Origin of the sequence: Peribacillus sp. NJ11 (assembly GCF_030348405.1) — a bacterium.
GTDB lineage: Bacteria > Bacillota > Bacilli > Bacillales > DSM-1321 > Peribacillus.
This window is the reverse complement of the sequence record NZ_JAUCFO010000001.1, coordinates 1,939,926-1,965,144: the sequence shown is the minus strand read 5'-3', so window position 1 is coordinate 1,965,144 and position 25,219 is coordinate 1,939,926. Positions and strand designations below refer to the sequence as shown.

Annotated in this window: 19 protein-coding genes; 4 read left to right on the top strand and 15 right to left on the bottom strand. The window is 40.1% G+C overall.

The window, feature by feature from the left end; translation table 11 throughout:
- Positions 1–8: 8 nt before the first annotated feature.
- The 4 genes from QUF86_RS09665 to QUF86_RS09650 form a co-directional block, all read right to left on the bottom strand.
- On the bottom strand, positions 9–1,661 hold the full coding sequence (locus tag QUF86_RS09665) for a thiamine pyrophosphate-dependent enzyme (protein WP_289334161.1): 1,653 nt from the start codon (positions 1,659–1,661) through the stop codon (positions 9–11).
- A 303-nt stretch (positions 1,662–1,964) separates the two neighbouring features.
- A complete protein-coding gene (locus QUF86_RS09660; protein WP_289334160.1) occupies positions 1,965–3,581 on the bottom strand; it encodes a gamma-glutamyltransferase family protein in 1,617 nt (538 codons plus the stop codon).
- 485 nt (positions 3,582–4,066) lie between these two features.
- Positions 4,067–4,516 carry an Lrp/AsnC family transcriptional regulator gene (locus QUF86_RS09655; RefSeq protein ID WP_289314782.1) on the bottom strand — a complete coding sequence of 150 codons (450 nt, stop codon included), beginning with the start codon at positions 4,514–4,516 and terminating at the stop codon, positions 4,067–4,069.
- A gap of 392 nt (positions 4,517–4,908) precedes the next feature.
- Entirely contained in the window at positions 4,909–5,139 is a 231-nt protein-coding gene (locus tag QUF86_RS09650; RefSeq protein ID WP_289314781.1) for a hypothetical protein, read from the bottom strand.
- A gap of 379 nt (positions 5,140–5,518) precedes the next feature.
- On the opposite strand from QUF86_RS09650, the gene brnQ reads away from it, so the two are divergent.
- On the top strand, positions 5,519–6,859 hold the full coding sequence (gene brnQ, locus QUF86_RS09645; protein ID WP_289314780.1) for a branched-chain amino acid transport system II carrier protein: 1,341 nt from the start codon (positions 5,519–5,521) through the stop codon (positions 6,857–6,859).
- 288 nt (positions 6,860–7,147) lie between these two features.
- Here brnQ and QUF86_RS09640 read toward each other — a convergent pair whose 3' ends face one another.
- The 7 genes from QUF86_RS09640 to QUF86_RS09615 form a co-directional block, all read right to left on the bottom strand.
- Positions 7,148–7,666, bottom strand: coding sequence for a DinB family protein (locus QUF86_RS09640; RefSeq protein WP_289334159.1), 519 nt, complete (start codon positions 7,664–7,666; stop codon positions 7,148–7,150).
- A 212-nt stretch (positions 7,667–7,878) separates the two neighbouring features.
- Positions 7,879–8,025 carry a YuzK family famiily protein gene (locus QUF86_RS28895; protein WP_483313909.1) on the bottom strand — a complete coding sequence of 49 codons (147 nt, stop codon included), beginning with the start codon at positions 8,023–8,025 and terminating at the stop codon, positions 7,879–7,881.
- A gap of 337 nt (positions 8,026–8,362) precedes the next feature.
- The gene (gene sdaAA, locus QUF86_RS09635; RefSeq protein WP_289314777.1) at positions 8,363–9,238 is read right to left on the bottom strand and encodes an L-serine ammonia-lyase, iron-sulfur-dependent, subunit alpha; all 876 of its coding nucleotides are present in this window, start codon (positions 9,236–9,238) and stop codon (positions 8,363–8,365) included.
- Positions 9,239–9,278: 40 nt separating this feature from the next.
- Positions 9,279–9,941, bottom strand: a complete 663-nt coding sequence (gene sdaAB / locus QUF86_RS09630) for an L-serine ammonia-lyase, iron-sulfur-dependent subunit beta (protein ID WP_289334158.1) — start codon at positions 9,939–9,941, stop codon at positions 9,279–9,281.
- A 307-nt stretch (positions 9,942–10,248) separates the two neighbouring features.
- Positions 10,249–14,580 carry an endonuclease gene (locus QUF86_RS09625; protein ID WP_289334157.1) on the bottom strand — a complete coding sequence of 1,444 codons (4,332 nt, stop codon included), beginning with the start codon at positions 14,578–14,580 and terminating at the stop codon, positions 10,249–10,251.
- Between the two features lie 47 nt (positions 14,581–14,627).
- Positions 14,628–17,438: a bifunctional metallophosphatase/5'-nucleotidase gene (locus QUF86_RS09620; RefSeq protein ID WP_289334156.1), complete on the bottom strand. Its 2,811-nt coding sequence runs from the start codon at positions 17,436–17,438 to the stop codon at positions 14,628–14,630.
- Between the two features lie 731 nt (positions 17,439–18,169).
- Positions 18,170–18,724, bottom strand: a complete 555-nt coding sequence (locus QUF86_RS09615) for a helix-turn-helix domain-containing protein (protein ID WP_289334155.1) — start codon at positions 18,722–18,724, stop codon at positions 18,170–18,172.
- Positions 18,725–18,826: 102 nt separating this feature from the next.
- Here QUF86_RS09615 and QUF86_RS09610 point away from each other — a divergent pair, with 102 nt between their 5' ends.
- The gene (locus tag QUF86_RS09610) at positions 18,827–19,411 is read left to right on the top strand and encodes a LysE family transporter (protein WP_289334154.1); all 585 of its coding nucleotides are present in this window, start codon (positions 18,827–18,829) and stop codon (positions 19,409–19,411) included.
- Positions 19,412–19,692: 281 nt separating this feature from the next.
- Here QUF86_RS09610 and QUF86_RS09605 read toward each other — a convergent pair whose 3' ends face one another.
- Both QUF86_RS09605 and QUF86_RS09600 read right to left on the bottom strand, forming a co-directional pair.
- Entirely contained in the window at positions 19,693–21,297 is a 1,605-nt protein-coding gene (locus QUF86_RS09605; RefSeq protein WP_289334153.1) for an ABC transporter permease, read from the bottom strand.
- On the bottom strand, positions 21,297–22,214 hold the full coding sequence (locus tag QUF86_RS09600; RefSeq protein WP_289314770.1) for an ABC transporter ATP-binding protein: 918 nt from the start codon (positions 22,212–22,214) through the stop codon (positions 21,297–21,299). The genes QUF86_RS09605 and QUF86_RS09600 overlap by 1 nt, the downstream gene beginning before the upstream one ends.
- Before the next feature lie 166 nt (positions 22,215–22,380).
- Here QUF86_RS09600 and QUF86_RS09595 point away from each other — a divergent pair, with 166 nt between their 5' ends.
- Positions 22,381–22,968, top strand: a complete 588-nt coding sequence (locus tag QUF86_RS09595) for a TetR/AcrR family transcriptional regulator (protein ID WP_289314769.1) — start codon at positions 22,381–22,383, stop codon at positions 22,966–22,968.
- 38 nt (positions 22,969–23,006) lie between these two features.
- Here the strand turns inward: QUF86_RS09595 and QUF86_RS09590 are convergent, their stop codons facing one another.
- Positions 23,007–23,528 (bottom strand): hypothetical protein, encoded by a 522-nt coding sequence (locus QUF86_RS09590; RefSeq protein ID WP_289334152.1) that lies wholly within the window; start codon positions 23,526–23,528, stop codon positions 23,007–23,009.
- Between the two features lie 242 nt (positions 23,529–23,770).
- Between QUF86_RS09590 and QUF86_RS09585 the strand changes: the two genes are divergently transcribed.
- Positions 23,771–24,319 (top strand): SMI1/KNR4 family protein, encoded by a 549-nt coding sequence (locus QUF86_RS09585; protein WP_289334151.1) that lies wholly within the window; start codon positions 23,771–23,773, stop codon positions 24,317–24,319.
- Between the two features lie 83 nt (positions 24,320–24,402).
- Here the strand turns inward: QUF86_RS09585 and QUF86_RS09580 are convergent, their stop codons facing one another.
- A complete protein-coding gene (locus tag QUF86_RS09580) occupies positions 24,403–25,107 on the bottom strand; it encodes a GntR family transcriptional regulator (RefSeq protein ID WP_289314766.1) in 705 nt (234 codons plus the stop codon).
- Between the last annotated feature and the right edge of the window lie 112 nt (positions 25,108–25,219).

The following is a 25,219-nucleotide window of genomic DNA, read 5'->3' as shown; positions in this document are numbered from 1 at the left end:
GCACGTTCTTATAGTTTTAAACCACTTACTTTTCTTTGACCGGCGGACAGAATTTTAGGATTCGTAAGTACTTCAATCACGGCAGGACGGCCGCTTGACAAGGCTCTTTCAAGTGCAGGGATAAAGTCTTCATTCTTTGCCACTTGTTCCCCGTGAGCTCCGACGAGCATGGCCATTTTAGCAAAATCAGGATTGGATAAACTCGTTGCAACCACGCGATCCGGGAATTGCTTCTCTTGGTGCATGCGAATCGTTCCATACATATTGTTGTTCGCTACGATGGTGACTACCGGTATATTCTCCCTCACAGCGGTCTCAAGCTCTTGCATTGTCATCGTATAACCGCCATCGCCAGAAATGGAAATAACTGTTTTTCGAGGATGAGCTAATTTCGCCCCGATCGCAGCAGGCAAACCATACCCCATTGATCCTGAAGTTGTCCCTATATACGTATTTTCTTGGACAAAACGGTAATATCGAGATATCCAGCCAAAGAAATTGCCGGAATCACTTGTAATCACTGTATCCTTTGGAAGCAATTGTATTAGGTCATGCATCATGCCATCCAAATCAACATAATCCGTAGAATAATCTGCTTTTGTAGTTGAAAACTCTAGATAATTAGAATGCAGTTTATTAAGCAGTTCCTCCCTTTCTGCATTTTTTATTTCCGTCACTTTCTCTACCGCTTTTAATAAGAATTGTTTTGCATCGGCTAAAATCGGCAGGGTTGGGGTATATACTTTTCCGAGTTCATCTGAAGAGATATCAACATGAATGAGACGTGGATTGTCGGCTAAAAGACTATAATCTTGTGTCGTCACTTGAGAAAAACGTGTACCAACAGCTATTACTAAATCAGCATTTCGGATGTAGTCAAGCAGGTTAGCAGGAGTGCCAAACCCTAACCCACCTGCATAGCAAGGATGGTTATTCGGAAAAGCATCCATGCGCCGGTAAGAAGTGACAACTGGAAGCCCCAAAGCCTCGGCAAACTGAATTAACGGCTTAGTCGCCTTTGACTGGGTTATTCCGCCGCCGACAATGAGTATCGGTTTTCTTGATTTGGAAATTTCCATTAACGCTTCATCCAGCGATTCTTCATGTGGAATCAACGGTGCGGTTTCATAAGGTTTATGTTCTATAAATGTAGCGAAATCTTCTAACATATCATGTGGTAACGACACGACAACTGGACCGGGCCGACCTGACCGTGCGATATGAAAAGCCCGATGCAATAGTTCCGGGATCCGTTCAACTAGATCAATCTCTACCGTCCATTTACATAAATGACTAAAGTAAGCAGCGAAATCAACCTCCTGGAAAGCCTCCCTTCCTTTAAATGGGCGTTCCACCTGACCAATGAGAGCGACTAAAGGTGTAGAATCTTGCATTGCTGCATGAAGGCCAATGGACAGATTGGAAGCCCCTGGTCCTCTTGTAGCCATACACACACCCACTTCACCGGATGCCTTCGCATAGGCATCCGCCATAAAGGAAACCCCTCCCTCATGACGTCCGGTGATAAGCTGGATGGAGGAATGCTCATAAAGAGCATTCAATACCCCCAAATAGCTTTCCCCTGGAACACAGAAAGCTTTTTTTACCCCTTCCCGCACCATCGCATGGACGACGGCCTCTCCTCCTGATAATCTGGTCATTTCATCTTCCTCCTTCTATATTAAGCGCTTTCATTTTATCTTTTTTACTAACTTATATTTATGGTCAACATTCCAACTTCCCTCTTAAAAACGGACATATACACAGTTTTGATTTCTGAATATTCAATTAATTGAACTCAGACCATGGGAACCGTACAAAATAAGCTGCTGTAACCAGCGGGGTAATGAAGTTCATCCTTCAATTTTTACATCCGCATAAAGTTCCTCTTGAGGTCCTGCTATACGTAATCTGTAGAGCCTCTAATCGAAATAGAGACTCTAGATTATTTTTACTTACAATCACTACCAACTGGCAATTGCACCATCCGTTCTTGATTCAGTCCCTCCCATCAGCACGCCGCTTTCAGGATTTCGCCATATAATTTGACCGCGGCCAAATGAACCGGAGTCCACCGCCACTTTAATGTCATGCCCTTTTCGTACTAATTCTTCTGCAATGTGTGATGGGAATGATTTTTCCACCTCTACTGTTTTATCATTTTGCCACTGCCACCTTGGTGCATCCAGGGCAGCTTGTGGATGCAAATGAAAATCTATCGTATTCATGATGACTTGTACATGTCCTTGCGGCTGCATATATCCACCCATTACACCAAACGGTCCAACAGGCTGATTATCTTTTGTTAAAAATCCAGGAATGATGGTATGGTATGTTTTCTTACCGCTCTTGAGACAATTGTAATGAGTGGGATCAAGACTAAAATCATAGCCGCGATTTTGTAAGGCGATTCCTGTTCCAGGCACTACAATCCCCGAACCGAAGCCCATATAATTACTTTGGATAAATGAAACCATATTGCCCTCTCCATCTGCTGTCGCGAGGTATACTGTTCCACCACGCGGCGGGTTGCCTGGAGCTGGAGTACATGCTTGACTTCCGATTAGGGCCTGGCGTTGTTGCCCATATGAAGTACTCAATAGCTCATCTGCAGTTACTCCCATATGCTTAGGGTCTGTAATGTATTGTTTACCGCAAGAATACGCAAGTTTCATGGCTTCAATTTGTTTGTGGTATGTATCTGTTGAATCTTTGGTTGGAAAATCAAATCCTTGCAGTATATTTAAAGTCATTAGAGCTATTATCCCCTGTCCGTTTGGAGGGATTTCCCAAACATCATAGCCCCGGTAATTTACCTTAATAGGATCAACCCAATCCGGCTTGTACCTAGCTAAATCACCTTTTGTTAGATAGCCTCCGTAACTCGCAGAGGCTGCTGCGATCTTTTCTGCAATTGCCCCTCTGTAAAAGCTTTCCCCTTCTGTCCTTGAAATATCTTCCAATGTGATGGCATGGTCGAGAGAAGACCATATTTCCCCTACTTCAGGTGCTCTTTCCTTAGGAGCAAATGTATCAAACCAAGATTCAAATTCTTCACTTGTACATTCTTGTTTGTATTGTTCATATGCTTTCTGCCAAAAGCGGCCAAGTGTAGGGGAAATGGGAAAGCCATTTGTTGCATATTCAATCGCAGGTTTCATGGTTTCCAAAAGTGACAAACGCCCGAAACGTTTTGATAATTCAACCCAAGCAGCAGGGGCACCTGGTACAGTGACTGGTAACCAGCCATACTTTGGCATGCTTTCGTATCCGGCTTCCTTTACCTTCTCGACCGATATGTTCATGGGGGCCGGGCCACTCGAATTTAAACCATGCATTTTTCCTTTTGTCCAAACGAGTGCAAATGCATCTCCGCCAATTCCATTTGAGGTGGGCTCTACTACTGTAAGACAAGCAGCAGTTGCAATGGCAGCATCAATCGCATTTCCTCCTTTTTTTAGAATATCTAGCCCTGCCTGTGCAGCTAAGGGTTGAGAGGTGGCGACCATTCCATTTTTTGCATAAACTACATTTCGCTGTGATGGATAAGGTGAATAATTAGGGTCAAGCTGTAAAGTCATACTACTAGCTCTCCTTTAATTCAATATGGGCTTATTAATCGGGGTAAAAATAATCAAACGCTCGAAATAATAGTCTTTTCTTTGCGTTTGTTAATAAAAGCGGCTCAATAAAATAACAATAGCATGTTTTATCGCCGAAAGTAAAGTTTATTCTGAATATTATAAATATTTAATAAAATGAAGGATAAGACATTCTATATCGTTTAAGAAAAGGGCAGTAGATCTATATCTTAAGGAGGGGATGAGTATTAATGCCATCCTGTTTAATTGCAATGTTAGTTGGCAAAAGTAGCTCGTACTGGTTAATTACAAATGGTAAAACAACAAACAATGGAGAAGGGAAAAAGTTCATAGAGGTTTGATTACAGAAGAATGAAGGTTTTGCTGAAGAGGAAATAACGAAATCAAAAAAATTGCCTGAGTCCCTATGAATCGGGAATTCAGGCTGCATTGAGCGTATACTTTTTACAATTATGAAGCGTTCATTATAACTTTAACCCAGACCTGCTTTTGAAACGCCGAAGCAAGATATTACTTTCAACTCGGGAAATGCCTTCTATCCCATATAATTCGTTATTAATGAATGACTCTAATGAAGGAAAGTCTTCAACTAAAACGTGCATATGTAATGTGCTGGGACCTGTCATTTGGTAACAGCTTGCAACACTTGGGTTCTTAGCCAACTTTTCTGCTACTTTCACTAAGTATGCAGGTTCACAATCCACTTCAAAAAAAGCTGATACCTTTTGGCCAACAGCTTCAGAGTTGATAACAACACTGAATTTTTCAATTACGCCTTTTTCTACTAGCTGCTGAACACGGTCACGGACAACATTTCGTGATATGTTTAATTCCTTACCCATATCCGCATAAGACGTTCGGCTATTTATCGTTAATATCTCTAATATTTTTTTATCTATATCGGTAATCTTCATCTGTTTCACATCCTACATCGTTATCAGGATTCTTTTCTAAAATCATCGTATACTGTAACTTAAAAAAATTGAAAAGAATCTAACTTTCACTAGGCCTTAATCTAATAATAGACTTTCTAACATGGACTGTAAACCAACACAATACTTCAGGTTGGCTTTATCCACTTTTAAAAGAAAAAAATAACGTAGTTCAAAAGTTCAGATGAACATCACAAAAATTTCCAAAAAGTCGGATCTTTGGAAGGGTGTTTGACCTACATAAGTTAAGTATACTATGAAATATTTAAAGTTTTCATTGAAAACTGTTAACGAACCATTTGCCGGTGTGGCTAAGTACAATATTAAAAAAAGCCTGCCTTCACGCCTACAGTTAGCTCAACGAGACCCGGAATTCATTCATCGCTTTCCCTGTTCCTTTTTCGTTCCATATATATGAGTACCGCAAGAACAATGAATGCAATCAATACAATGGTAGATAACCATGATAAGTCCATATCCGAGAAATACTCAACAATGTTCAATATGGAAAGCCCGAATAAGCAAACCATTAGTAAAACATCTTTTTTGCCTTGTTTCCTTTTTTCAAAAAACACTCCCAACATTTTTTCAAAAAATACTCCCATTATAAAACACCCCTTAATTTTTCCTCTGTAACATCATCGTTTCCTTTGACAATTTTCTTACTACACGCCCCTGCCCCTATGAACCATACGGATAAAAACAATGAGCCAAGAATTTCTTTAATGTTAGAACACCTTTTCCTTTGAATTTCATCAAAATGAATTTTATTAATGGTATGAGTTACCTTTAGATGTTCAAAATAAGACAAGGGCGGATCACTGATCATCCAGAGTAATTAATAAAAAAACAAAAATATATTGAAATATCAATTTAATTTAGTTATAATACGATACGTTCTTAATATTAGTTTGTATATAATTTTTAGAAAATTTAATAATTTTCTAAAATAGTAAATTTTGGTTTATTCGTGGAGGGTTTATTTTGTCTAACAAGGTACCATTTTCATTTATAGTAGTGATTGGGTTAATGTTATTTGCCCTATTCTTTGGGGCAGGGAATTTAATTTTCCCGCCAATGCTTGGTCAATCTGCAGGAACGAACATCTGGTCAGCTAATGCAGGGTTTTTAGTCACAGGTGTAGGATTACCGTTACTTGGTGTACTGGCACTCGGTTTTTCGGGAAAAGATGATTTACAATCATTAGCAAGCCGCGTCCATCCCGTGTTTGGAATTGTATTCACAACCGTTCTTTATTTAGCGATTGGTCCATTATTCGCAATGCCTAGAACCGGAAACGTTTCTTTTGAGATCGGTGTAAAACCTTTTTTGCCTGAAGACTCAGGGCCACTGCCTTTACTTATTTTCACCATCATCTTTTTTACGATTTCGTGCCTTCTTTCGCTCAATCCTGCGAAAATTGTCGAAATTGTGGGGAAAATATTAACACCCATCAAGTTGACATTCATTGGAATCCTGGTGGTAGTCGCTTTTGTTAATCCAATTGGAGATTTTCAAGCACCTGCCGAACACTATATGGTTCAACCATTTTTCAATGGGTTTAGAGAAGGGTATTTAACCATGGATACTCTTGCATCTTTTGTTTTTGGCATCATCATCATTAATGCCATTAAAGAAAAAGGTGCTAAAACAAAAAAAGAAATAATGATTGTTTGCGGAAAAGCGACTGCAATTGCTGCCGTTATCCTTGCCACCATTTATACAGCTCTCTCTTACATGGGTGCTTCAAGTGTTGAGGAACTGGGACGTTTGGATAATGGAGGCATTATCTTAGCGAAAGTCTCGGATTATTACTTCGGTGCATATGGCGGGCTTTTATTGGGATTAATGATCACAGTAGCTTGTATAACGACGAGCGTAGGGTTGATTACATCTTGCTCGACGTACTTCCATAAACTATTTCCAAACCTGCCTTACAAAACAATTGCAATAAGTTTATCCATATTCAGTGCAATCATTGCCAATATTGGATTAACCCAGTTAATTGCCATTTCTGTACCGGTAATGACAGCCATTTATCCATTAGCCATTGTTTTGATTTTCTTAACTTTCCTTCATTCTTTATTTAAAGGAAGACCTGAAGTTTATCAAGGCAGCTTATTTTTAACATTCATCGTCAGTTTAATGGATGGATTAAATGGAGCGGGTATACACATTTCATTCATCAATGATTTCTTCACTGCAATCCTTCCTATGTATGAGACAGGACTAGGGTGGATCATCCCAGCCATTGTTGGAGGATTCATTGGGTATGCCAGCAGCGTCTTACGGTCGAAATTCGGTCCTAATCATCAAATAGATTAAATGGTATAAAATCGGTTCAGGAATATTTCCTGGACTTTTTTTATTTTCATTTAGGACGAATTAATCTTCTGTAGATCGAAATATCTCTGTGTAGGTGAATTATTTTCACTGCAGCTTTATTACGTTGTGATATTAACCAATATACCATAAACTGTAATATATTATGGATAATCCCCCTAATTTACCTAAGCTGCCTGTCTCCCAACGAGAAAAAAGCTGCCAAAAAGGCAACTCCGGCTAAGCTAGATAGCAGGGATATAAAATCCCAATCCCATTTCTTTTCACTTCTTATTCATTCCGTAATTTCTTCAGCAATTGAAAAATCTGCCCCCTATGATGTGATTCATGTTCAATCAAATGGTAAACGACCCACTCAGGCGTGACATCATATTGTTCAAGCACCCTCGGTTTACGCCAATCCGTTAGGTCCATTGAACGAAAGTTTGAAAGGAATACTTCACGTACCTTATTGAGGCGATAGAAATGTTCTTCTAATGTTTGTCCTTCAATGTGGGTTAGGGAGCCATCTTCCGCACGGCATCCTAATGGAAACAAAGCGCGTATTTCCGTATCCCATTCCGTAACAAGTACCTCCTCGTATAACCAATCCGCCTCGACCAATGCTATGTGATATAACATCGAGCCAATCGTTTGCCGTTCATCCATTTTCGAATCGAGTATATTTTGGCTAATTCCAGTTAATTCCGTTATAAGCGTACGGCGAACATCTTCTAAACACCATAGCCACCGCCCAATTTCTTCTTCAAATTCCGGTAATGCAGATACCAGTAATGCTCTTTTCTCCAAAAAGATCATCCTCCTCTTATTGAACGTACATTCTATTTAAATTGTTCGTTTCCTTCTTTTACATGAAAAATTGCCTGTTAATTAATGGCATGCTTTATGGGAAGTTTAGTTTTATTGACGGTAAAGGCAGGACAAAAAGGGCAATCATCAGATTGCCCTTTCGTTTGTGTATGATTTTTTCGTTTTATTTTAACTGATATCGTAAACCGATATTAACTCCCCATAAAAAGATTGGCCCTCATCTCATCTGTTATACGCCTGCTTTGTAAATGATCCTGTTCCCGTTCTTGTTCAACCATTATACGTTGCTCCAGTTTTTGAGCATATTGTGCATAGCTGATTCCATGAGCCTGAAACATTGCCTTTTCCATTGCCGACGTGTACGTTAATTCGAGAAAATTAATGAAGAATCAATCCTTTCCATAGTGAATTTCGTACTCATCTTATCATTGAAAATGCTAACTGACAAAGTTGCTACGGCTCCATATTCACTGATAATTCAGAATTCTCTACAGCTGTTCCTATCTCCATGTACATAAACGCCATATCCCTCCCTCTTCCTCCATTTTCCATTTTTAACCGTAAAGATAAATTTTTAATTTGTTCAAAGCTATGAGCAAGTAGATAGGAATGAAGTCATTTTTTTAAACAAATTAAAAATCCCATTAACAAACTTGTTGTCAATGGGATGAATGTTTATTTATAAGAACCGAATATTTCTTTTGCCAATTTACGCCCAGTCGGAGTGGCAGCAAGGCCGCCCTCTGCCGTTTCACGAAGTGCGACTGGCATGGTCAATCCAATTTTATACATGGCATCGATGACTTCATCACATGGAATGCGGCTCGTAATGCCTGCAAGTGCCATATCAGCTGCCGTTATCGCGTTAGATGCACCCATTGCATTACGTTTCACACAAGGAACTTCAACCAAACCTGCCACTGGATCACAAACCAATCCAAGCATATTTTTCAGTGTGATTGCCATCGCTTCTGCGGCTTGACTTGGTGTACCGCCGGCCAGTTCTACAATTGCAGCTGCCGCCATTCCACTTGCCGAGCCCACTTCTGCTTGGCAGCCACCAGCTGCTCCAGAAATGGAAGCGTTGTTTGCAACTACGAATCCGAAGGCAGCGGAAGTGAAAAGAAAATCAATCATCTCTGCTCGGGTCGGGTTAAGTCTTTCTTTCACGGCAAATAACGTACCGGGAACCACGCCCGCAGAACCGGCTGTAGGAGTGGCACAAATCATTCCCATTGCTGCATTCACTTCGTTCGTCGCAACAGCTTTACTGACGGCATCCAATAATAAATTGCCTCCGAGTGCCTTGCCCGTCTTGATATAATTTTGCAAAAGAACGGCATCTCCGCCCGTTAGGCCTGTAACGGATTGCACGCCTTTCAGACCTCTTTCCACCGCCTGTTCCATCACTGTCAGATTCCTGTCCATCTTTTCAATGATCTGTTCTCTCGACAAGCCCGAGAACTCCATTTCTTGTAAAATCATGATTTCCGCGATTTTTACATGTTTACTTTCAGCAAGTTCAACCAACTCTGCTACATTTCGGAACATGTTTTTACCTCCATATCTATACCAACACTTTTAATGATTCTCACTCAACCATCCTTATGACTTGCGACACGTTTTCCAGTCCCTCAATTTCCTTCATGACTTCGACCTTGATTTTCTGATCGACTTCAATCACCATGAGGGCCATTTGACCTTTTTCTTTTCGTGAAACTTCCATATGTCCAATGTTAATTTCATGATTGGCCAATACTGTTGAAACGGAAGATATGATTCCAAACACATCGTTGTGCACAACTAAAATGGCTGGGTTTTCACCCGACAATTTAAGCTTGAACGTATTCAACTCCGTTATTTCTATCGTTCCTCCGCCAATGGAGATTCCAACAAGCTCTAATTCTTTATCTTCGTCAAACAGTCTGATTTTGACTGTATTAGGGTGATCCATCACAGTATCCTCGATTGTAAAGGAAACTTCCATACCCGCTTCTTCCGCTATCGTCAAAGAAGTAGGGATTCGTTCATCATCCGTATCGAAATCCAATATCCCGCCTACGACAGCAACATCCGTACCGTGTCCCCGGTAGGTTTTTGCAAAAGAACCATATAAAGAAATAATGGCTTTCTTCGGTTGCTTTCCGAATAACGTCCTTGCTACTCTGCCAATTCTGGCAGCTCCTGCTGTATGTGAGCTTGAAGGTCCAATCATAACGGGACCGATTATATCGAATGCAGATCTGTATTTCATTTTGTAATGCCCCTTTTCTGGCAATATATTTTTTAACCGTCTTTCATCTCAAATAAGGGTGAATGAAGATCAAAAAGCGGCATAATTACTATATTAAGATATTTTTATCATTCCTGCAATGAAAACCCTTTCATTGCATACCCATATTAACATATATTACATAACATACCTACCAAAAACTTTTATTATTTATCGTAGAGATAGTATTTGATTTTTCAGTATTTTAAGATAATTAATAAAATCACTTACAACAATTAAACAGGTAAAAAAGCAGCCATCAGGCTGCTTTCCCTTCTATCTCTCCGCTCTAACTCGCTTTTTTCTCATCCATGGATTTAGCGGCTCCCCAAATTTCGGAGACCCACTCAGGATGATCGATGAACGGATTGCGGTTATTCTGCCAGTCATATATGACCTCATTACGGTGGCTCTCGAAATCATCGACTGGATCGAGAGCATTCCATTTCAAAAGTGTCGATAGCTTTCCATGAAGCGGCTTCGGATACGTATTGACTGTATCGGATAGTTCCAGATCCAATTCACCATTTCCTTCATAGCGGACAGCCATGTAAAAGAGCATCCGGGCTATATCACCTTTAACATGATCTGGCGGTTCCCATGAATCTGAATCAAACTTACATTCACAACCGCTATATGTTTGACCGCCATCGTCGAAATCCAGATGGCCCCGTTTACCATTGACTGTAACATCAGCCGGACGGAGGTGATGAAGGTCGGTCCCGGGACCTATGCTTGTTCCAAAATCACCGTGGGACTTGGCCCAAACATGCTCACGGTTCCATTGTCCTGCATTGCCTCCATTAGCGTTCTTCGAAATCGATTTTCCAGAGTAAAGCAAGATGACATTCTGTTTGTTTTCCGGATCTTCATCCGTTTCTTTAAGGGCATTCCACACTTGATCATAAGATAACTTCGTATGACCCTTAATAATCGAGTGCAGAACCGATTTCAATTCCGGGCCTGTTTTTCCTGTCGCCGTTTCGTAATAAGCTTCAAGCGGCTTATCATCCGTTACGGTCAACGTGAAGCGGGCAACCACTTCCGATAGATGGTCCTCAGCCTTGACTGCAACAAGGTATGTTCCAGCTTCATTTGCAGGAAGGGTTAATATTGGGCCGGCGACAGTACCGATAGTGGATGAAAAGGTCAGATTATCTTCATCCGGATCTGAGAAGTGCTCACTCAAATCGATAGTGACCTTAGAACCGGCTTTCACTTCAAGATTCTCCAGTTTTTTCGTTACAACAGGCGCTTGGTTTTCTTTAGGGTCGAAAGGGGAAGCGATTGCTTCCCCTTTTGAATCGACAAATTTGATATTAGACGCGTCGACACCTTCTGTTACAGTCCATTTCTGAACATTTTCAGCACCCCTGATTTCTTTTACATTGGCGTTATCAATGATGACTTCCTTCACCGCCATGCCTCCAAAATCAATGATTGCGCCTTCCTTAGCCGGTTTTATCGTCACAGTTGCATCCTTCAGCCCAAGGCCTTTGAGTACGGCATAGGAACCTTTTAACCAGATCCCTTCCTCGATGTTGGATGTTTCGTCAAGATCGATCAAAACACTAGGTGAAGCAATCGTAAGTCTTTTTGTTTTAACGTTTGTTAAATGATACGTTTTATCTGGAGCAGCGGGTTCAACTCCCCCTGATTCAGATAAAGATGTTTGAATCAATACAGGGTCATGATCACTTGCCCTTCCATGAGCTTCCATGAAGGATGAGTTAATATGGACAATATCGACTTTTGTTGCCGCTGCCATATTATTCGATACAAGGATATGGTCCAGTACTTGTGAATTGCCTTGATATGTGTAAGAATAACGTTTTTCAAAAGGAACTTTCTCGATCATATTGGTTAAATCTTTACCCTTTAATGTTTTAAGCGGAGCCGAAAATTCAAAATCATTAAAGTCTCCAAGCAAGACGATATTCGCCTTGGCATCCTGTGACTTGATATCACTTACAAACCGATTGACGATGGAGGCAATTTGTAGCCTCTGCGTCTCACTTGAAAGGATAGGAGGTTGGTTCCTGCCGAATAATGGCTGGTCGCCGCCCTTGGAGTTAAAATGATTGGCCACCACCACTACACTTTCCCCTTTAAATTCGAATTGAGCGGCTAAAGGCTTCCTGCTTGAAGTAAAGGCAGAATCAGTAGGCTCTATTCGTCCAGGATTCAAGGTGAGTTTTCCATCTTTGAAGGCAACGGATTGCGTCGCCGTTCCTTTCGTCCCCTCAGTTAATTTGACACGGTCCACATTATATAAAAAGCCTACACGGATATTCCCGCCAGGTGCCCCGCCATCAAGTTTATCTTCTGGAGCGATATCGATGAATTGATATTGCGGTCCGCCCAACGCTTTTATTTTGTCGGTCAGCTTCTTGGCACTTTGAGCAGAATCCGTTGTCCCGCTATCTGTTGCCCCATCATTATCTTGCATTTCCGTTACGCCGATTATATCCGGCTGTTTAAGATTAGTAATGATGGATGTTGCGATCGTTTCAACTTTCGAGTCAGCGGTTTGTGTGGAGAAATTCTCGATATTATAGGAAGCGATCGATAATTTATCGGAATCCTTCTCCAAGGATGTCACTTCCCGGGCCGTACCGCCATCCTTTAATGCCGGCAGCTGATTTTTATCCGTCAATACCCTATAGTTGCTATATCCATAACTGATGACACCCGTAACCGAGCCTTCAAAAGAATCACCCGTTTTCGCTACAAAAGATTCATCATCCATATCCAGGGTTATTCTTTCAGGATTGAAATCCGTTTCCGTTATTTTGACACCTTTAACTGCAGTCGTCGTTTCCATATTCCCCGGAATCACGACCAATTCACCATAGTCTTGAGGAGCGACCACTTTCGGGTTATATACTTGCACGAGCATTCCTTCCAAACTCTCGTAAAAATCAATGCCGTCCTCGTTCGGATTAAAATCTGTCAATCTATCATCATCGATGTTCTCAGACAGCGGAATGACATCTTTTCCAATGATGATCGGTTCTGGCATTGCTACAGTTCCAAGCTTTTCAATAGTCGTATTCGTCAATTCGGTTGTTGGCAGATCCGTCGTTTTCATTTCAGCGTACCCTTCGATATACCACTCCACGACTTTACCTGCCACTTTGACATGATCTCCCGCTTTTAGACCATGCGCTTTGTTGTACACGAGTATTCCCTCTGAAGTCGTTAAGTCCTTATCCGGATTCAGATCTTGCATGTAAAAGTTATTCGCATCCTTTACATAAGTGACGACACCTTCAACACCTGAGACGAGTTGATTCTCATATGATGAAAAATGATTCATCCCCTGAATGTCACGGATCTTCAATTCATTGGTTTTGATAACCGTATAGGCAAATGTGAAAACTTCCGATGTCTTATCATTGACAGCGATTGCCTTTATGACAGTATCTTCCGTTAAGAAGATAGGATCTGTGTACAAGGCACTTGAAGACGTCGGAGTGGATCCATCTAGCGTATAATGGATTTTTGCTTCTTCCCAGCCCGATTCAAGTGTTACTTTTGTATTTTCACTAACCGTACCAGGGAAAATATCCGGGTAAACAGCTGGTTTGTTCACCAGTTCATAATCTTCAAGACCACGTGGCTTCAGTTGATACGTGTCATTGAACTGCGATGCTATCCCGGTTACGGAAATGACATCCCCCGCTTTAAAGTTCCTCAGGAAATCTTCATAATTCGAACCGTTCCGGTTATCATGGCGAACGGTAACAGAGTTTCCTTCAGTATCTGCCGCCTTGAATTCGAATGTTCCGTATGTTCCCGATGCCGCCAATTCAGTAATGGTCGCTTTTTCAATCGTGACCAGCTCACCTTGCGTTTCTTCATTGACGCCAGCGGCATCGATTTTTTGGATTTCAGGAAGTTCATTCCCGGAAGAAACCACTTCAAGGGAGGTTGGTTGGATTTGTAATTCCTTATTATAAGCGGATACTTGTCCGATTAAACGAACCTTATCCCCTTGCTTTACATCCACAGGCCATGAAGAACCATAAACATATAGCCCAGCCGTTTCATCTTGGATATAAAAGCCTTTTCCTCCCCAATAACCTAGCCCTGTGGTGACCACCCCATCGACCTGCACTACATCTTCAGTATTCGTTCTTGCCTCGGCGATGGAATCCAGAACCTTCACATCAGGCTCTTCAGGAGGTGTTCCTCCATCAGTGATGATTGTGTAATCGGTTGCGGATTTCAGACCTGGCACTGAAAAATATCTTTCCAGCTTTCCTGTAATCGACACCTGTGCTTTGAGTAATTCCGGATGTTCGACTAGATTCAACGCCGTACGGATATTACCGGCCGGAAGCTGAACAGGCATGATTTTCTTTACATCCGTTTCATCCGGACTATCCGCAATACCTATATTCGTACCTTCAGTAAAAGGCGATGTTTGTTGATAGCTTGTACCGCTTTTAGCTGTACCGACAATATATCCCTTCACCGTTGCCGTGCCACTGTTATTATTAATCGCTTCCGTTACCGTTATAGTCCCTTCCGCATTTGCAGCGTCTGCATATGGCAAGACCGTTGATAGCACGATCAATATGGCAAAGAAAAGCTTGCATATCCCATTCTTCTTCAAGATCTCAACCCCTCCAACTTTTTACGTAGGTTCAGCATTCATACCGATTAAAAAATCGTTTCGCCATTCACGGTGACACCGCTTAGGCTCACGGTTTTACCGTTAAGTCCCGATAAATCCAAATTACCCTCGACTGTAACATCTGAAAAAGTAAAGCTGTCTGGAGGAGTTCCCGTTAATGTAAGATTTCCTTTAACCACTGCATTTTCCAATGAAGCAATATCCGTGATGTCCACAACTACATTACCCTCATGGTTTTTTGGAGCATCAGCCGTTCCGCCAAAGTCTTTGGCCAACACCGTATTCGGGTCTGTAGAGTTTCCGGCCACATCTTTGATGCGTCCTTCGATGCTTGGATCGACAGTTTTGAGCCCACTTACATAATCCCGTAGATTCTCCCAATCAGCGAGTCCGATATCCGTCACTCTTCCTTCTTCATAAGCCTTCTTGAAAACGGTGAATCCATCTCCGCCCTTAGCTGTAAAAGCGTTGGTCGCCACGACATATTCCTTCGCTGTATCCAATTCGGAATATGTTCCATCTTGTCCCATGACTTCAACCTTTGTCACACGATTGCCTGATTCCTTTGAACTATCGTAGCTGAATTTCATTCCGGATACATGCAGGAAGCCGCCATTTTCCTTAGGAGCCAAGCTTACACTATGCTCTAATGCTTCATTGATCTCTGCACCCGTAAGCGCCATCGTCGCTAACGTATTCCCAAACGGTAAAACGGTCAGTATTTCCCCTAAAGTGATCTCACCTTGATCGATACCTGCACGGATGCCCCCGCCATTTTGGAAAGCAATGACCGCATCCTTATTGAATTCTTTTGCTTTACTAAGCATTCCGTCCGTAATTAAATTACCCAGTTCTGTTTCATTTTTACGAACACTTGGTTTCGTTTCATCCCCTGCATCACGCGGTGTGTCCAAAGCCTTCACAGCTGTTGCCCCAGTCTTCGTTTCCTTCAGCTCCTTAATCTTCGAGGAGTATGTTTCGAGCACTGTTGCCGCTTCAGGATCATCCTGTTTTTCAGAAAGCTTAATCAGCTGTCCGGCTTGTCCGACAATCTTGCCTTTCTTATCGAATTCCACATCGATCGTTCCTAAAAAGTCGCTATACTGATACCCTTGAACGATGACTGTCGGATCTTTGGTTTTTCCCTTATCATCCTTATCAATAACAACGGGGGCGTTTAACTGCGTATGGCTATGTCCGCCCACAATCACGTCGATGCCTTTGACCTTGGCAGCTAATGTTAAATCATTGTCATAAGCTGCATTGTCATCATAACCAATATGGGATACGGCAACTATCTTATTAACCCCCATGCCTTTGAACGCCTTGACCGCTTTTTCTGCCTCTTCAAGATAGTTTTCAAATACTATACTTCCAGGACTTGAAATATCTTTCGTTTCTTCAGTCGTAAGCCCAAAGAAACCCACCTTCTGACCATCCACTTGTTTTACGATTCCATTGTATATCTTCCCTTGCTCCGGATTACTTGAAATCAGGTCCGAAAATAGTCCCTTAAACTTATCATCCTTGGAGAAGTCCACGTTCGAACTGACAAATGGGAACTGAGCCCCCTTAATGAAGTCAGCTAAAGCTTGATGCCCTTCAGCGCTTGATCCCAAGTCAAACTCATGATTCCCAAATGTCATGACATCATATTTCATTAAATTCATGAAGCGAAGATCCGCTTGCCCTTTGAATTCATTAAAATAGAGGGTTCCCGAGAATACGTCACCAGCATCCACCAAAAGAGCTTGCGGTTTACTCTTACGCACTTCTTTAACAGCCGTCACCCTTTTGGCTACATTGTCCAAGTGGGCATGCGTGTCATTCGTATGCATCAAGGAAAGCGTGATTGCCTTCGCTGGATTTTTCAAAGCTTCTTTAGCAGCTGCCACTTTCTTATCCGCCAATGCTATTTTCGCTTCGAATTCCTTTCGGTCCGACTCCTTGATCCCATTTAAATGGATGTCGGCTCTCGCCTTTTTAGCCGCTTTTATCTGTTCTTTCGTTTTAAGTTCCCCATTGGCAAGATCTACATAGGCATTGACCCGTTTTGCCACTTCTTTTTTCTTTTCTGCATATACCGCTTCATCATACTTACCTTTCACCTCTTTAACATAAGCATGAATGGCTTTACCGAGTTTGGATGTTTTGCTGACCTTTTTCACCTGCGAAGAAACGGTATTCATCCGGTTGTCCGCCGTCTTTAAATCACCTTTCTTCACCCAGTAAGCAGCTTTCTCATAGTAGTACGGCACTTTCAGGTCACCGCTCAAAGCCGTTTTGGTCGATTTAGTGAATTTATCGTATAAGAGCTTTTCGATTTTCGCACCGTAAACCGTATCTTTAATATCTTTGTCTGTCTTTTTCACGGCTTTATCCAGTGCCTCATATTGATCCCTGATATCAATTGATTTCTTGGCTATGATTGAATTCGTAAGGGCGTTAATCGATTTATCATGGGCAGCTTTTGCTTTTTCTGCCGCTTTATACCCTTTCACATATCCTTCTGAACGAGTGATATACTTATCATAAGCTACGATTTCTTTGTATTTGGCGTCTTTTTCTTTTTTGCTTAGCATTGATTTTTTAATGGTAGAGTTGATGTCTTTTTTTGCTTGTATTGCAGACTTGATTTGTTTCTCAACAGTGGATACGGAAGCGAGTTTAGAAGAGTAGAAATAGGTGTCGAATGGTTTTTTGATGGTGGCCTTTGCCGTTTTGATTTTACTATTCAAGCTAGTGGCAGCATCCGATGGTGCCGGTGCTACTGCTACGATCGTTGTCGCAGCCATTATGGTTGCTGATGCAATTTTAACGATTTTCTTTTTCCCCATTAGAGTAATCCCCCCATAAGTTCTATACTGGCATAACATTTCGCGAACATATCCATGGTTTTTACACATTTTTCAAAATATTAAACCTGAATAAATTTTATTGCTTATACACAAATCCACCCTACTTTTTTCCTCTAAAGATTCGTGTATATCCTATATTACAACAAAATAATCCAATTTTAAAACAAATTTACAATGACACACGGAATATTAACAGAATATTATCATTATAATCACCCCAAAATACCCATCTGTATCTAGATGATATATCAACAAAATTATTTAATGGTAAAATAGTATCATTATTTCTCCGTAATCAATTTTGGTCTTTATACCTACAGAAGATCAAAAAAAAGAGAGAGATTTAAATCTCTCTCTCAAGTTTGTAGACAAAAGGGCTTCGGAAAACGTAACTTTGATCAAGAACCAACTGACCCAAAGCAATACCTTCAACTCCTCAGGTATGGTTTATATCAAAATTTTATAACAAAGTTGATTGGAGAGGAAGGTGCGAGACTCCTGCGGGAAAAGCGAGTCTAGGGAGACCCCGCAGGCGCAAGCCGAGGAGGCTCCCAGACCGCCCGCGGAAAGCGAGTGCCTGGAGCGGAATTCAACGTCCAACTTGTACAGTCTGTGGGAGAGATTTAAATCTCTCCCAGTCTTTGAGCTGCATCATTGAACATGAATTTTTAATAATCCATAACAAGCAGAACAACATTACTCCCATATTTTTAAGTTGGATAATATAGGATCATGCTTAAGCGAGTTAATGTTTCCCCTGAATTATGGTAAGTATGCGGTCTGTCAGACTTGAATCTGATAGAATCACCATTCCTTACTGTATATTCTTCGTTATTTACACGTACAGTCAATTCCCCTTCAAAAACAGTTATGTACTCTTCAGTTCCTTCTCTATGCGAATCGGAACTTAGGAATCCACCTTTTTCTATCTCGACTGAATATACTTCAAAGCGCTTCTCATCTTCAAAGGGAAAGTAGGGATAAACTCGATATTTGCCGTTATCTTCAGATAATGATTGGATTTCACTTTTTAAAACAATTTTTGTATCCGGCTGCGGACTATTTATCAGTGAAGAAAATGAAATCTTTAATCCATTGGCTATTTTCCAAATTGTTGTAATCGTAGGGCTCGATCCGCCCCTTTCGATTTGTCCGATCATCGTTTTGCTTACTCCGGTTAATTCAGCAACCTTTTCAAGACTTAATTTCTTACTTTCCCTGATGGCTTTTAAATTGTTAGCAATAATAAAATTTATTTCTTCCATAAAATGCTCCTTATTTACAATATAACGTCGGCATTGTACAATAAAAAGGAAGTCGTTATAGTGTCACTTTTGGTCATTATAACATACAAAGGGGAGTCAACCATGCCTTTACTATCTTTTTTGTTATTTGTTTTTGTTACAAGTTTCACTCCAGGTCCAAATAACATCATGGCAATGTTATTTGCGAACAAGTACGGGTTAAAAAAGACGATTAAATTTTGTTTCGGGGTAGGTGCCGGTTTTTTTGTAATAATGTTATTGTGTAGTTATTTTAATGTTTTGCTTGAAAATTTCATACCAAAGATTGAATTTATCATGACTATCCTAGGTGCAATTTATATGCTGTATCTGGCCATAAAAATCATTTCCAGTTCAAATAAAGATAACGACGATAATGATGACAGGAACAACAGTTTTATAGCGGGCATGCTTTTACAATTCATAAATCCAAAAGGCATCTTATATGGCATCACGGCAATATCAACCTTCATACTACCTTATCACTCTTCAAATTTCAGCTTACTATTCTTTTCATTATTTCTGGCTTTTGTTGGTTTTATGAGTACGTTCTGTTGGAGTATGTTCGGTTCGGTTTTTCAAACGTTTTTATCAAAGTATAGAAGTCAGTTTAATGTAATCATGGCTTTGTTATTAGTGTATAGCGCCATTTCGATTCTTGTACAATGAAAAAGGGCAACGGGTTCGATCCTTCATTAAGAAAGATTGCCAAGTTGTAGACTAAAGGGACTTCATCAAAATCTTAAAACAAAGTTGATTGGAACGGAAGGTACGAGACTCCTGCGGGAAAAGCGCGTCCAAGGGAAGACCCCACAGGCGCAAGCCGAGGAGGCTCCCAGACCGCCCGCGGAAAGCGAGTGCCTGGAGTGGAAATGAACGTTCGAAGTTTACAACCCCTCAAAAAACTTTACGCTTATTCCATTCCAGCCCCATCAATCAAAGTTGAATCTTTAACCTTGAATATCCCGTTTGTTATATCCGATAAAGCCAACAGCCAGTAATATTATAGCTATGATTGTAAGTATGGATACTTTCATGAAGTCCATATCTTCAATAGGAAGTTTCGGAATATGGCCAAATGGTGTTAGTTTACCCATCCATTCCGGGAATTGAAGCATTCCCCCTAAATAGACGACTAAGATTGAATATGTCAAGTAAAGCCAAGTCAAGACAGATAATCTTGGTGCAATACCGATAAACAGCACTGCAATGCCAATCATGATCCACATCGCAGGCAGATAGACCATTGCTGCACGATATAAAGTGCCAAAAGCAATCCCTTCATTCATTACTGAATTCCCGACTGCCCAAAGACCAATTGCAGCTAGCGTAATCATGAAAAAGCCGCCAATAACGGAGATGATAAAGTAGCTGCCCATAAGCCTTGTACGTGATACAGCGCGGCTCAGTAAATGTTCAGTATGATTCTTTTTCTCTTCCCCTTTAAGCTTTAACATCGCCATTAAAGATGGAATGGTGCATATCATGGAGATGATCGACATCAACATGGTTAAAAATTGCTCTGTCATCGAGTAACCTTCAACAGGCGTTAATAGTTGAGCCATCATTTCATTTTCTGCAAAAAAGGATTCCAAATCACCTAAAACGGAACCGTAAGATGCTCCTAAAATGAACATCCCGACTGCCCACGCAATCAATCCTGTACGCTGAAGCCTTAGTGCAAGACCAAGCGGACTTTTTAAAAAGGATGAAGCATATTTCCTGCCAGGCTTAGCCGGTATGAATCCAGCTTCCAAATCACGGATGGAATTGAGATAGAGAGAAATTACAACCAAGATAATTGCTGCACCGATCGTCAGTATGATTGGCCACCAATAATTATTCACATATACTTCTGAACCCAAAACCCAACCCAATGGTGAAAACCAGGAAAGTGCCTCATTGCCAACATCCCCAATTGCCCGAATAAGATAGGAGAGAAGCAATACAGTGATGGAATACCCGATCGTACCTCGCGCACTCTCCGTAAGCTGAGCAAATAATGCCGTTATCGCCGAGAAGAAAATACCGGTTGCCCCTAAAGCAGCTCCATACATAAGGGAACCTTCCAAATCCATGCTTTCAATTCCCAGAGCATACAATCCAAAACCCGTTATTAACGCAATCAATGCATTCGTTCCAAACGATATGGAGATGGTTGCATTTAAATTAGCCAAACGGCCAGCTGGCAGAGAACGAATCATCTCAATACGGCCGTCCTCTTCATCTGCGCGTGTATGGCGCGTAACTAGCAAAATACTCATTATTCCTACAGCAATAGCGGTTAAAAGTAACATTTGATGCGCCATCATCGCTCCGTTTGTATAGTCATCCAGGCCGTAACCTTTCCCCACCATCGCTGTCATTGCCGGGTTCCTCATCGTTTCTGCAATGGTTTGCCTTGCTTGCCCAGTAGGATACAGATCAGTGAATGCCATTGCAACCATAAATGAAAGGACAGATAGGGAAATTAACCAAACAGGGATCCGAATCCGATCTTGCCGTACTATTAATCGGCAGAGTCTTCCAGTATTATGATAGGACTGCATCGGCATTATAACGCACCTCCCGACCCTGAATCGGAAGTCTTCCTTATTCCTTCATAATGGCTCATGAATAAATCTTCCAATGTAGGCGGCGCACTTTCCAATTTCACAATTCCAAACTGGCTTATATACTTCATCACATTATCCAATTCATCTGTATCCACTTGGAATGAAAGTGCTTGATCTTTCTTCACTATATCCTGAACCCCGTTTACATTCCCTAAAGCAGTAATTGGTTGCTTCGTTTCGACGAGCAAGCTTGTTCTGGTTAAGTGACGTAACTCATCCAATGTTCCCGTTTCAATGATTTGTCCTTGCCGAATGATGGCCACTTTATCACATAACCTTTCCACTTCAGAAAGAATGTGACTGGAAAGTAATATGCTTTTCCCTTCATTTTTCGCCTCCATCACACAATCCTGGAAAACTCTTTCCATCAATGGATCCAGACCTGATGTTGGTTCATCCAATATATAAAAGTCGGCATCAGATGAGAAAGCAGCAATCAAAGCAACCTTTTGCCGGTTCCCTTTAGAATAGGTTCTACACTTTTTGGAAGGATCCAAATCGAATTTTTTTATTAGTTCTTCGCGTCTGCTTTTATTGTTCGTGCCACGTAGTTCAACAAACAGATCAATTACTTCCCCGCCTGTTAAGTTGGGCCATAGGTTCACATCTCCTGGAACATAGGCAATTCGCTTGTGAATTTCAACCGCGTCTTTCCAAACGTCCTTGCCAAAAATCTTCGCTTCCCCATCCGTCGCTTTTAAAATCCCGAGCAGCACACGAATCGTTGTTGATTTTCCGGCACCATTAGGACCGATGAATCCAAATACCTCACCTTTATTCACCTCAATGTTCACACCATTTAAAGCTGTAAACTTTCCAAACTTTTTCGTTAAATCCGTTGTTTTCAATACTGACATCCCTCATCCACCTCTTCCTCATTGATTAAATATGAAATGATATTATGAAATATTTTAATTGATTTAGTTCATAATATATAAAATAAGGAATCCTGACAATAGTTTATGAACTAATTTAATTGTTCTATTACATATTTTTAATTAAACTAAGGTTGAGGTGAAATAAATGGACGGGTTTCAACGACGCAGGGAACAAAAAAAATTGAATATACTTGAGGCTGCTTTAACATTATTCATGGAGTATGGTGTACAAAAGATTTCCATTGGGGAAATAGCCAAAAAAGCAAATGTATCTCAAGTAACGATATATAATTACTTTGAAAGTAAACATAATTTAATTCATGAGGTTTTTCTTTATTATACGGATAAGGCATTGGATGAATTTGAACAAATACTTAATAGCAACATGGCTTTCCCTGAGAAAATAAAGCAAATCATGTTTGCTAAGAATGAAACTGCGAAACAAATTCATGAAGATTTTTATCAATATTTAATGAGGGAATATACTTCCGGAATCGATTATATGGAAAAAATATATACAGAAAAGGCTCTGCCACGCTTTATTGAACTGTTTGACCAGGGAAAGGAACAAGGATATGTAGATCCAAACTTATCTAATGAAGCCATTTTATTTTATATAAAAGCGATGACTGAATATATCCAACGGGAAGAGGTTTATCAAAAAATCCTGCCTTTGACTGAGGATATCATGAAGATTTTATTTTATGGGATAGTCGGAAAAAATGATGAATGAACCAAAACCCCGGAATAAAAAAAACGGTGTGAATCGATTCACACCGTAAAATCTTTTTTAAGATCATTCAATTCCTTTGCCAAAATGGATTTCCTTAATCCTTTTTGGCGATTGAATTCTCTCATTTCCTTTGGACTTTGATAAGAAAGCCTGACGTGGTAGTAATTTATATGCTCGATGATGGCGAAAACATAAAGAAATAAATACCAATAAATTCCTGATCCAACTACTTTTAATTGATAAAAAAAGACTGCTATTCCTGTGGCAATAAGTAATAGGTTGATCCTTTTAAAGAATAGAAAAATCCGTAATTGCGTATAAGGTAAATGGGCGTAATCGTTTTCTTTTGCCCGTTTCCATTTAAGAAACCAATATAAACTTCCTTGAAGCAAAATAAATTCCAATAGGACGAACGCATAAACAGATGAAAATGAAGTTAAGTAGGAATCGGTCCAATCATGTTGCATCAGAAACGAAACCCAAAGTACAGCAAAAATCACAGTTGCCATCAATTCGCCTGTATATAAATGAAATAATTTTCTTTTCACCCTTTTTTGCATAAGATTCCCCTTCTCACCCCTTAATAAGTTTTCCCATCTATAATCTTCTTGAAGCTTAACCCCTCCGTATTTTTCCATATATATGATATACGATGGACAAAGTTTCCCGTTTCATGAATTACGCTATAATTTTCTTTCCTGTTAAATGAAATTTCCGATGCATATCAAGATAGAATTGGTAATTATTGTTACATCATGAATAGGAACTAGTAATAATCATTCGTTATGGAGGGATTAGTGAATTGAGTCATTTTATACATAATACATTGTCGGGACTAAAAGAATTGTTGAATAAGAAAGACCAAATGAAGACAGTATCAGACGAAGGAGAAGTTGGTAACGTTTCGTGTTCTTTTAACGCTCCGATAAAGCCAACTGAAGTTGAAATGTTTGAAAGTGAAAACAATATCAAGCTTCCTGAAGACTACAAGGCATTCTTAACACTCCATAATGGGGCAAGAATATATGAATTGATTGATGACGACGGTGTTAATATAGGGGGCGGTCTTCATTTATTTAGTTTAAATGAAGTAAAAGAGGCTCAAGAACTTGAGATTATAGGTGAACAGGGGATTCCGATTGGACATTTATTGGAAGATTGTTTTCTAATATTAGATAAAGAAAAACTAAAGGTCGAGGATCCAAATTACCTTCAAATATTGGAGTTTACAGAGCTTTCATCTCTAAATCTTAATTTTGAAATCTTCTTGGACCGCTACATTATTTCACAAGGTGTACCGTTTTGGAGCTGGCCTATATACACAGCTGAAAACTACTATAGAACCAGGTAAAATAAATAAAAAGAGCGATCGCTAAGAAATGCAGTCGCTCTTTTTTTGTTTCGAATCTTCCATTCAGATCCCGAAAGCCCATTTTAATTCGTGGTCAATGTTAATAATTTGGCGGAAGTATAATTATATTTCTCAATTGAAAAATCGAAAACGACTCCCGCTTTTAAGAAGACCGTATTTTCAACAATTAAAGTCGGATCTCCTGGTTGCAAGTCCAAAAGCTTTGCATCATCGTCATTTAGTTTCTCACATGAAATGATTTTATCTGCAAAACCAATATTCAACTTTAAATCCTCGACGATATATTCATAAATGGAACCATTTGCGATTTCTTTATTTAAAATGGGAATGATGTCTTTATTGAAAAAGGATTCTTCTATTACAATGGGTTCACCATTTAAGTACCTAACCCGTTTGAGGTTATAGATTTTGGTTTTTACATTACATTTCATTTGTTCGGCCAATTTTTCATCAGCTTCTATTAATTCCAACTTCAGCACTTTACTTGTCATTTCATCCTTTGCAAACTCTTTGGTTAAGCCATTCATATCCTTCATAGAAATACAGCCAGGTCTGGAAAATTCCCTTAGGAATATGCCGCTTCCTTGAACTTGGTATATATAACCCTGTTCAACCAATATATTGATTGCTTTTCTTATGGTATTCCTGCTGACATCGAACTTCTTCATCAACTCATCTTCAGTAGGTAACTTAGTATTTAATGTATATTTTCCATCTAATATTTCTTTCTCCATTTGTTCTACGACCATTCTATACTTTACACCCATATTTCCATATACCTTCCTCTATACATAATGATTTCGAACGTTTTCGAACAATAGTTTAGACTAAAAGAGAGGTTTTCTTTACAATAGTTTATTTCATAACGATTGTAAAGAA

Excerpts from the sequence above, each read along its gene's own strand:
- QUF86_RS09665 (WP_289334161.1), bottom strand. The coding sequence starts at position 1,661 with ATGACCAGATTATCAGGAGGAGAGGCCGTCGTCCATGCGATGGTGCGG.
- QUF86_RS09660 (WP_289334160.1), bottom strand. The coding sequence starts at position 3,581 with ATGACTTTACAGCTTGACCCTAATTATTCACCTTATCCATCACAGCGA.
- QUF86_RS09655 (WP_289314782.1), bottom strand. The coding sequence starts at position 4,516 with ATGAAGATTACCGATATAGATAAAAAAATATTAGAGATATTAACGATA.
- QUF86_RS09650 (WP_289314781.1), bottom strand. The coding sequence starts at position 5,139 with ATGGGAGTATTTTTTGAAAAAATGTTGGGAGTGTTTTTTGAAAAAAGG.
- QUF86_RS28895 (WP_483313909.1), bottom strand. The coding sequence starts at position 8,025 with ATGTTTCAGGCTCATGGAATCAGCTATGCACAATATGCTCAAAAACTG.
- sdaAA (WP_289314777.1), bottom strand. The coding sequence starts at position 9,238 with ATGTTCCGAAATGTAGCAGAGTTGGTTGAACTTGCTGAAAGTAAACAT.
- sdaAB (WP_289334158.1), bottom strand. The coding sequence starts at position 9,941 with ATGAAATACAGATCTGCATTCGATATAATCGGTCCCGTTATGATTGGA.
- QUF86_RS09620 (WP_289334156.1), bottom strand. The coding sequence starts at position 17,438 with ATGGGGAAAAAGAAAATCGTTAAAATTGCATCAGCAACCATAATGGCT.
- QUF86_RS09615 (WP_289334155.1), bottom strand. The coding sequence starts at position 18,724 with ATGGAAGAAATAAATTTTATTATTGCTAACAATTTAAAAGCCATCAGG.
- QUF86_RS09610 (WP_289334154.1), top strand. The coding sequence starts at position 18,827 with ATGCCTTTACTATCTTTTTTGTTATTTGTTTTTGTTACAAGTTTCACT.
- QUF86_RS09605 (WP_289334153.1), bottom strand. The coding sequence starts at position 21,297 with ATGCCGATGCAGTCCTATCATAATACTGGAAGACTCTGCCGATTAATA.
- QUF86_RS09600 (WP_289314770.1), bottom strand. The coding sequence starts at position 22,214 with ATGTCAGTATTGAAAACAACGGATTTAACGAAAAAGTTTGGAAAGTTT.
- QUF86_RS09595 (WP_289314769.1), top strand. The coding sequence starts at position 22,381 with ATGGACGGGTTTCAACGACGCAGGGAACAAAAAAAATTGAATATACTT.
- QUF86_RS09590 (WP_289334152.1), bottom strand. The coding sequence starts at position 23,528 with ATGCAAAAAAGGGTGAAAAGAAAATTATTTCATTTATATACAGGCGAA.
- QUF86_RS09580 (WP_289314766.1), bottom strand. The coding sequence starts at position 25,107 with ATGGGTGTAAAGTATAGAATGGTCGTAGAACAAATGGAGAAAGAAATA.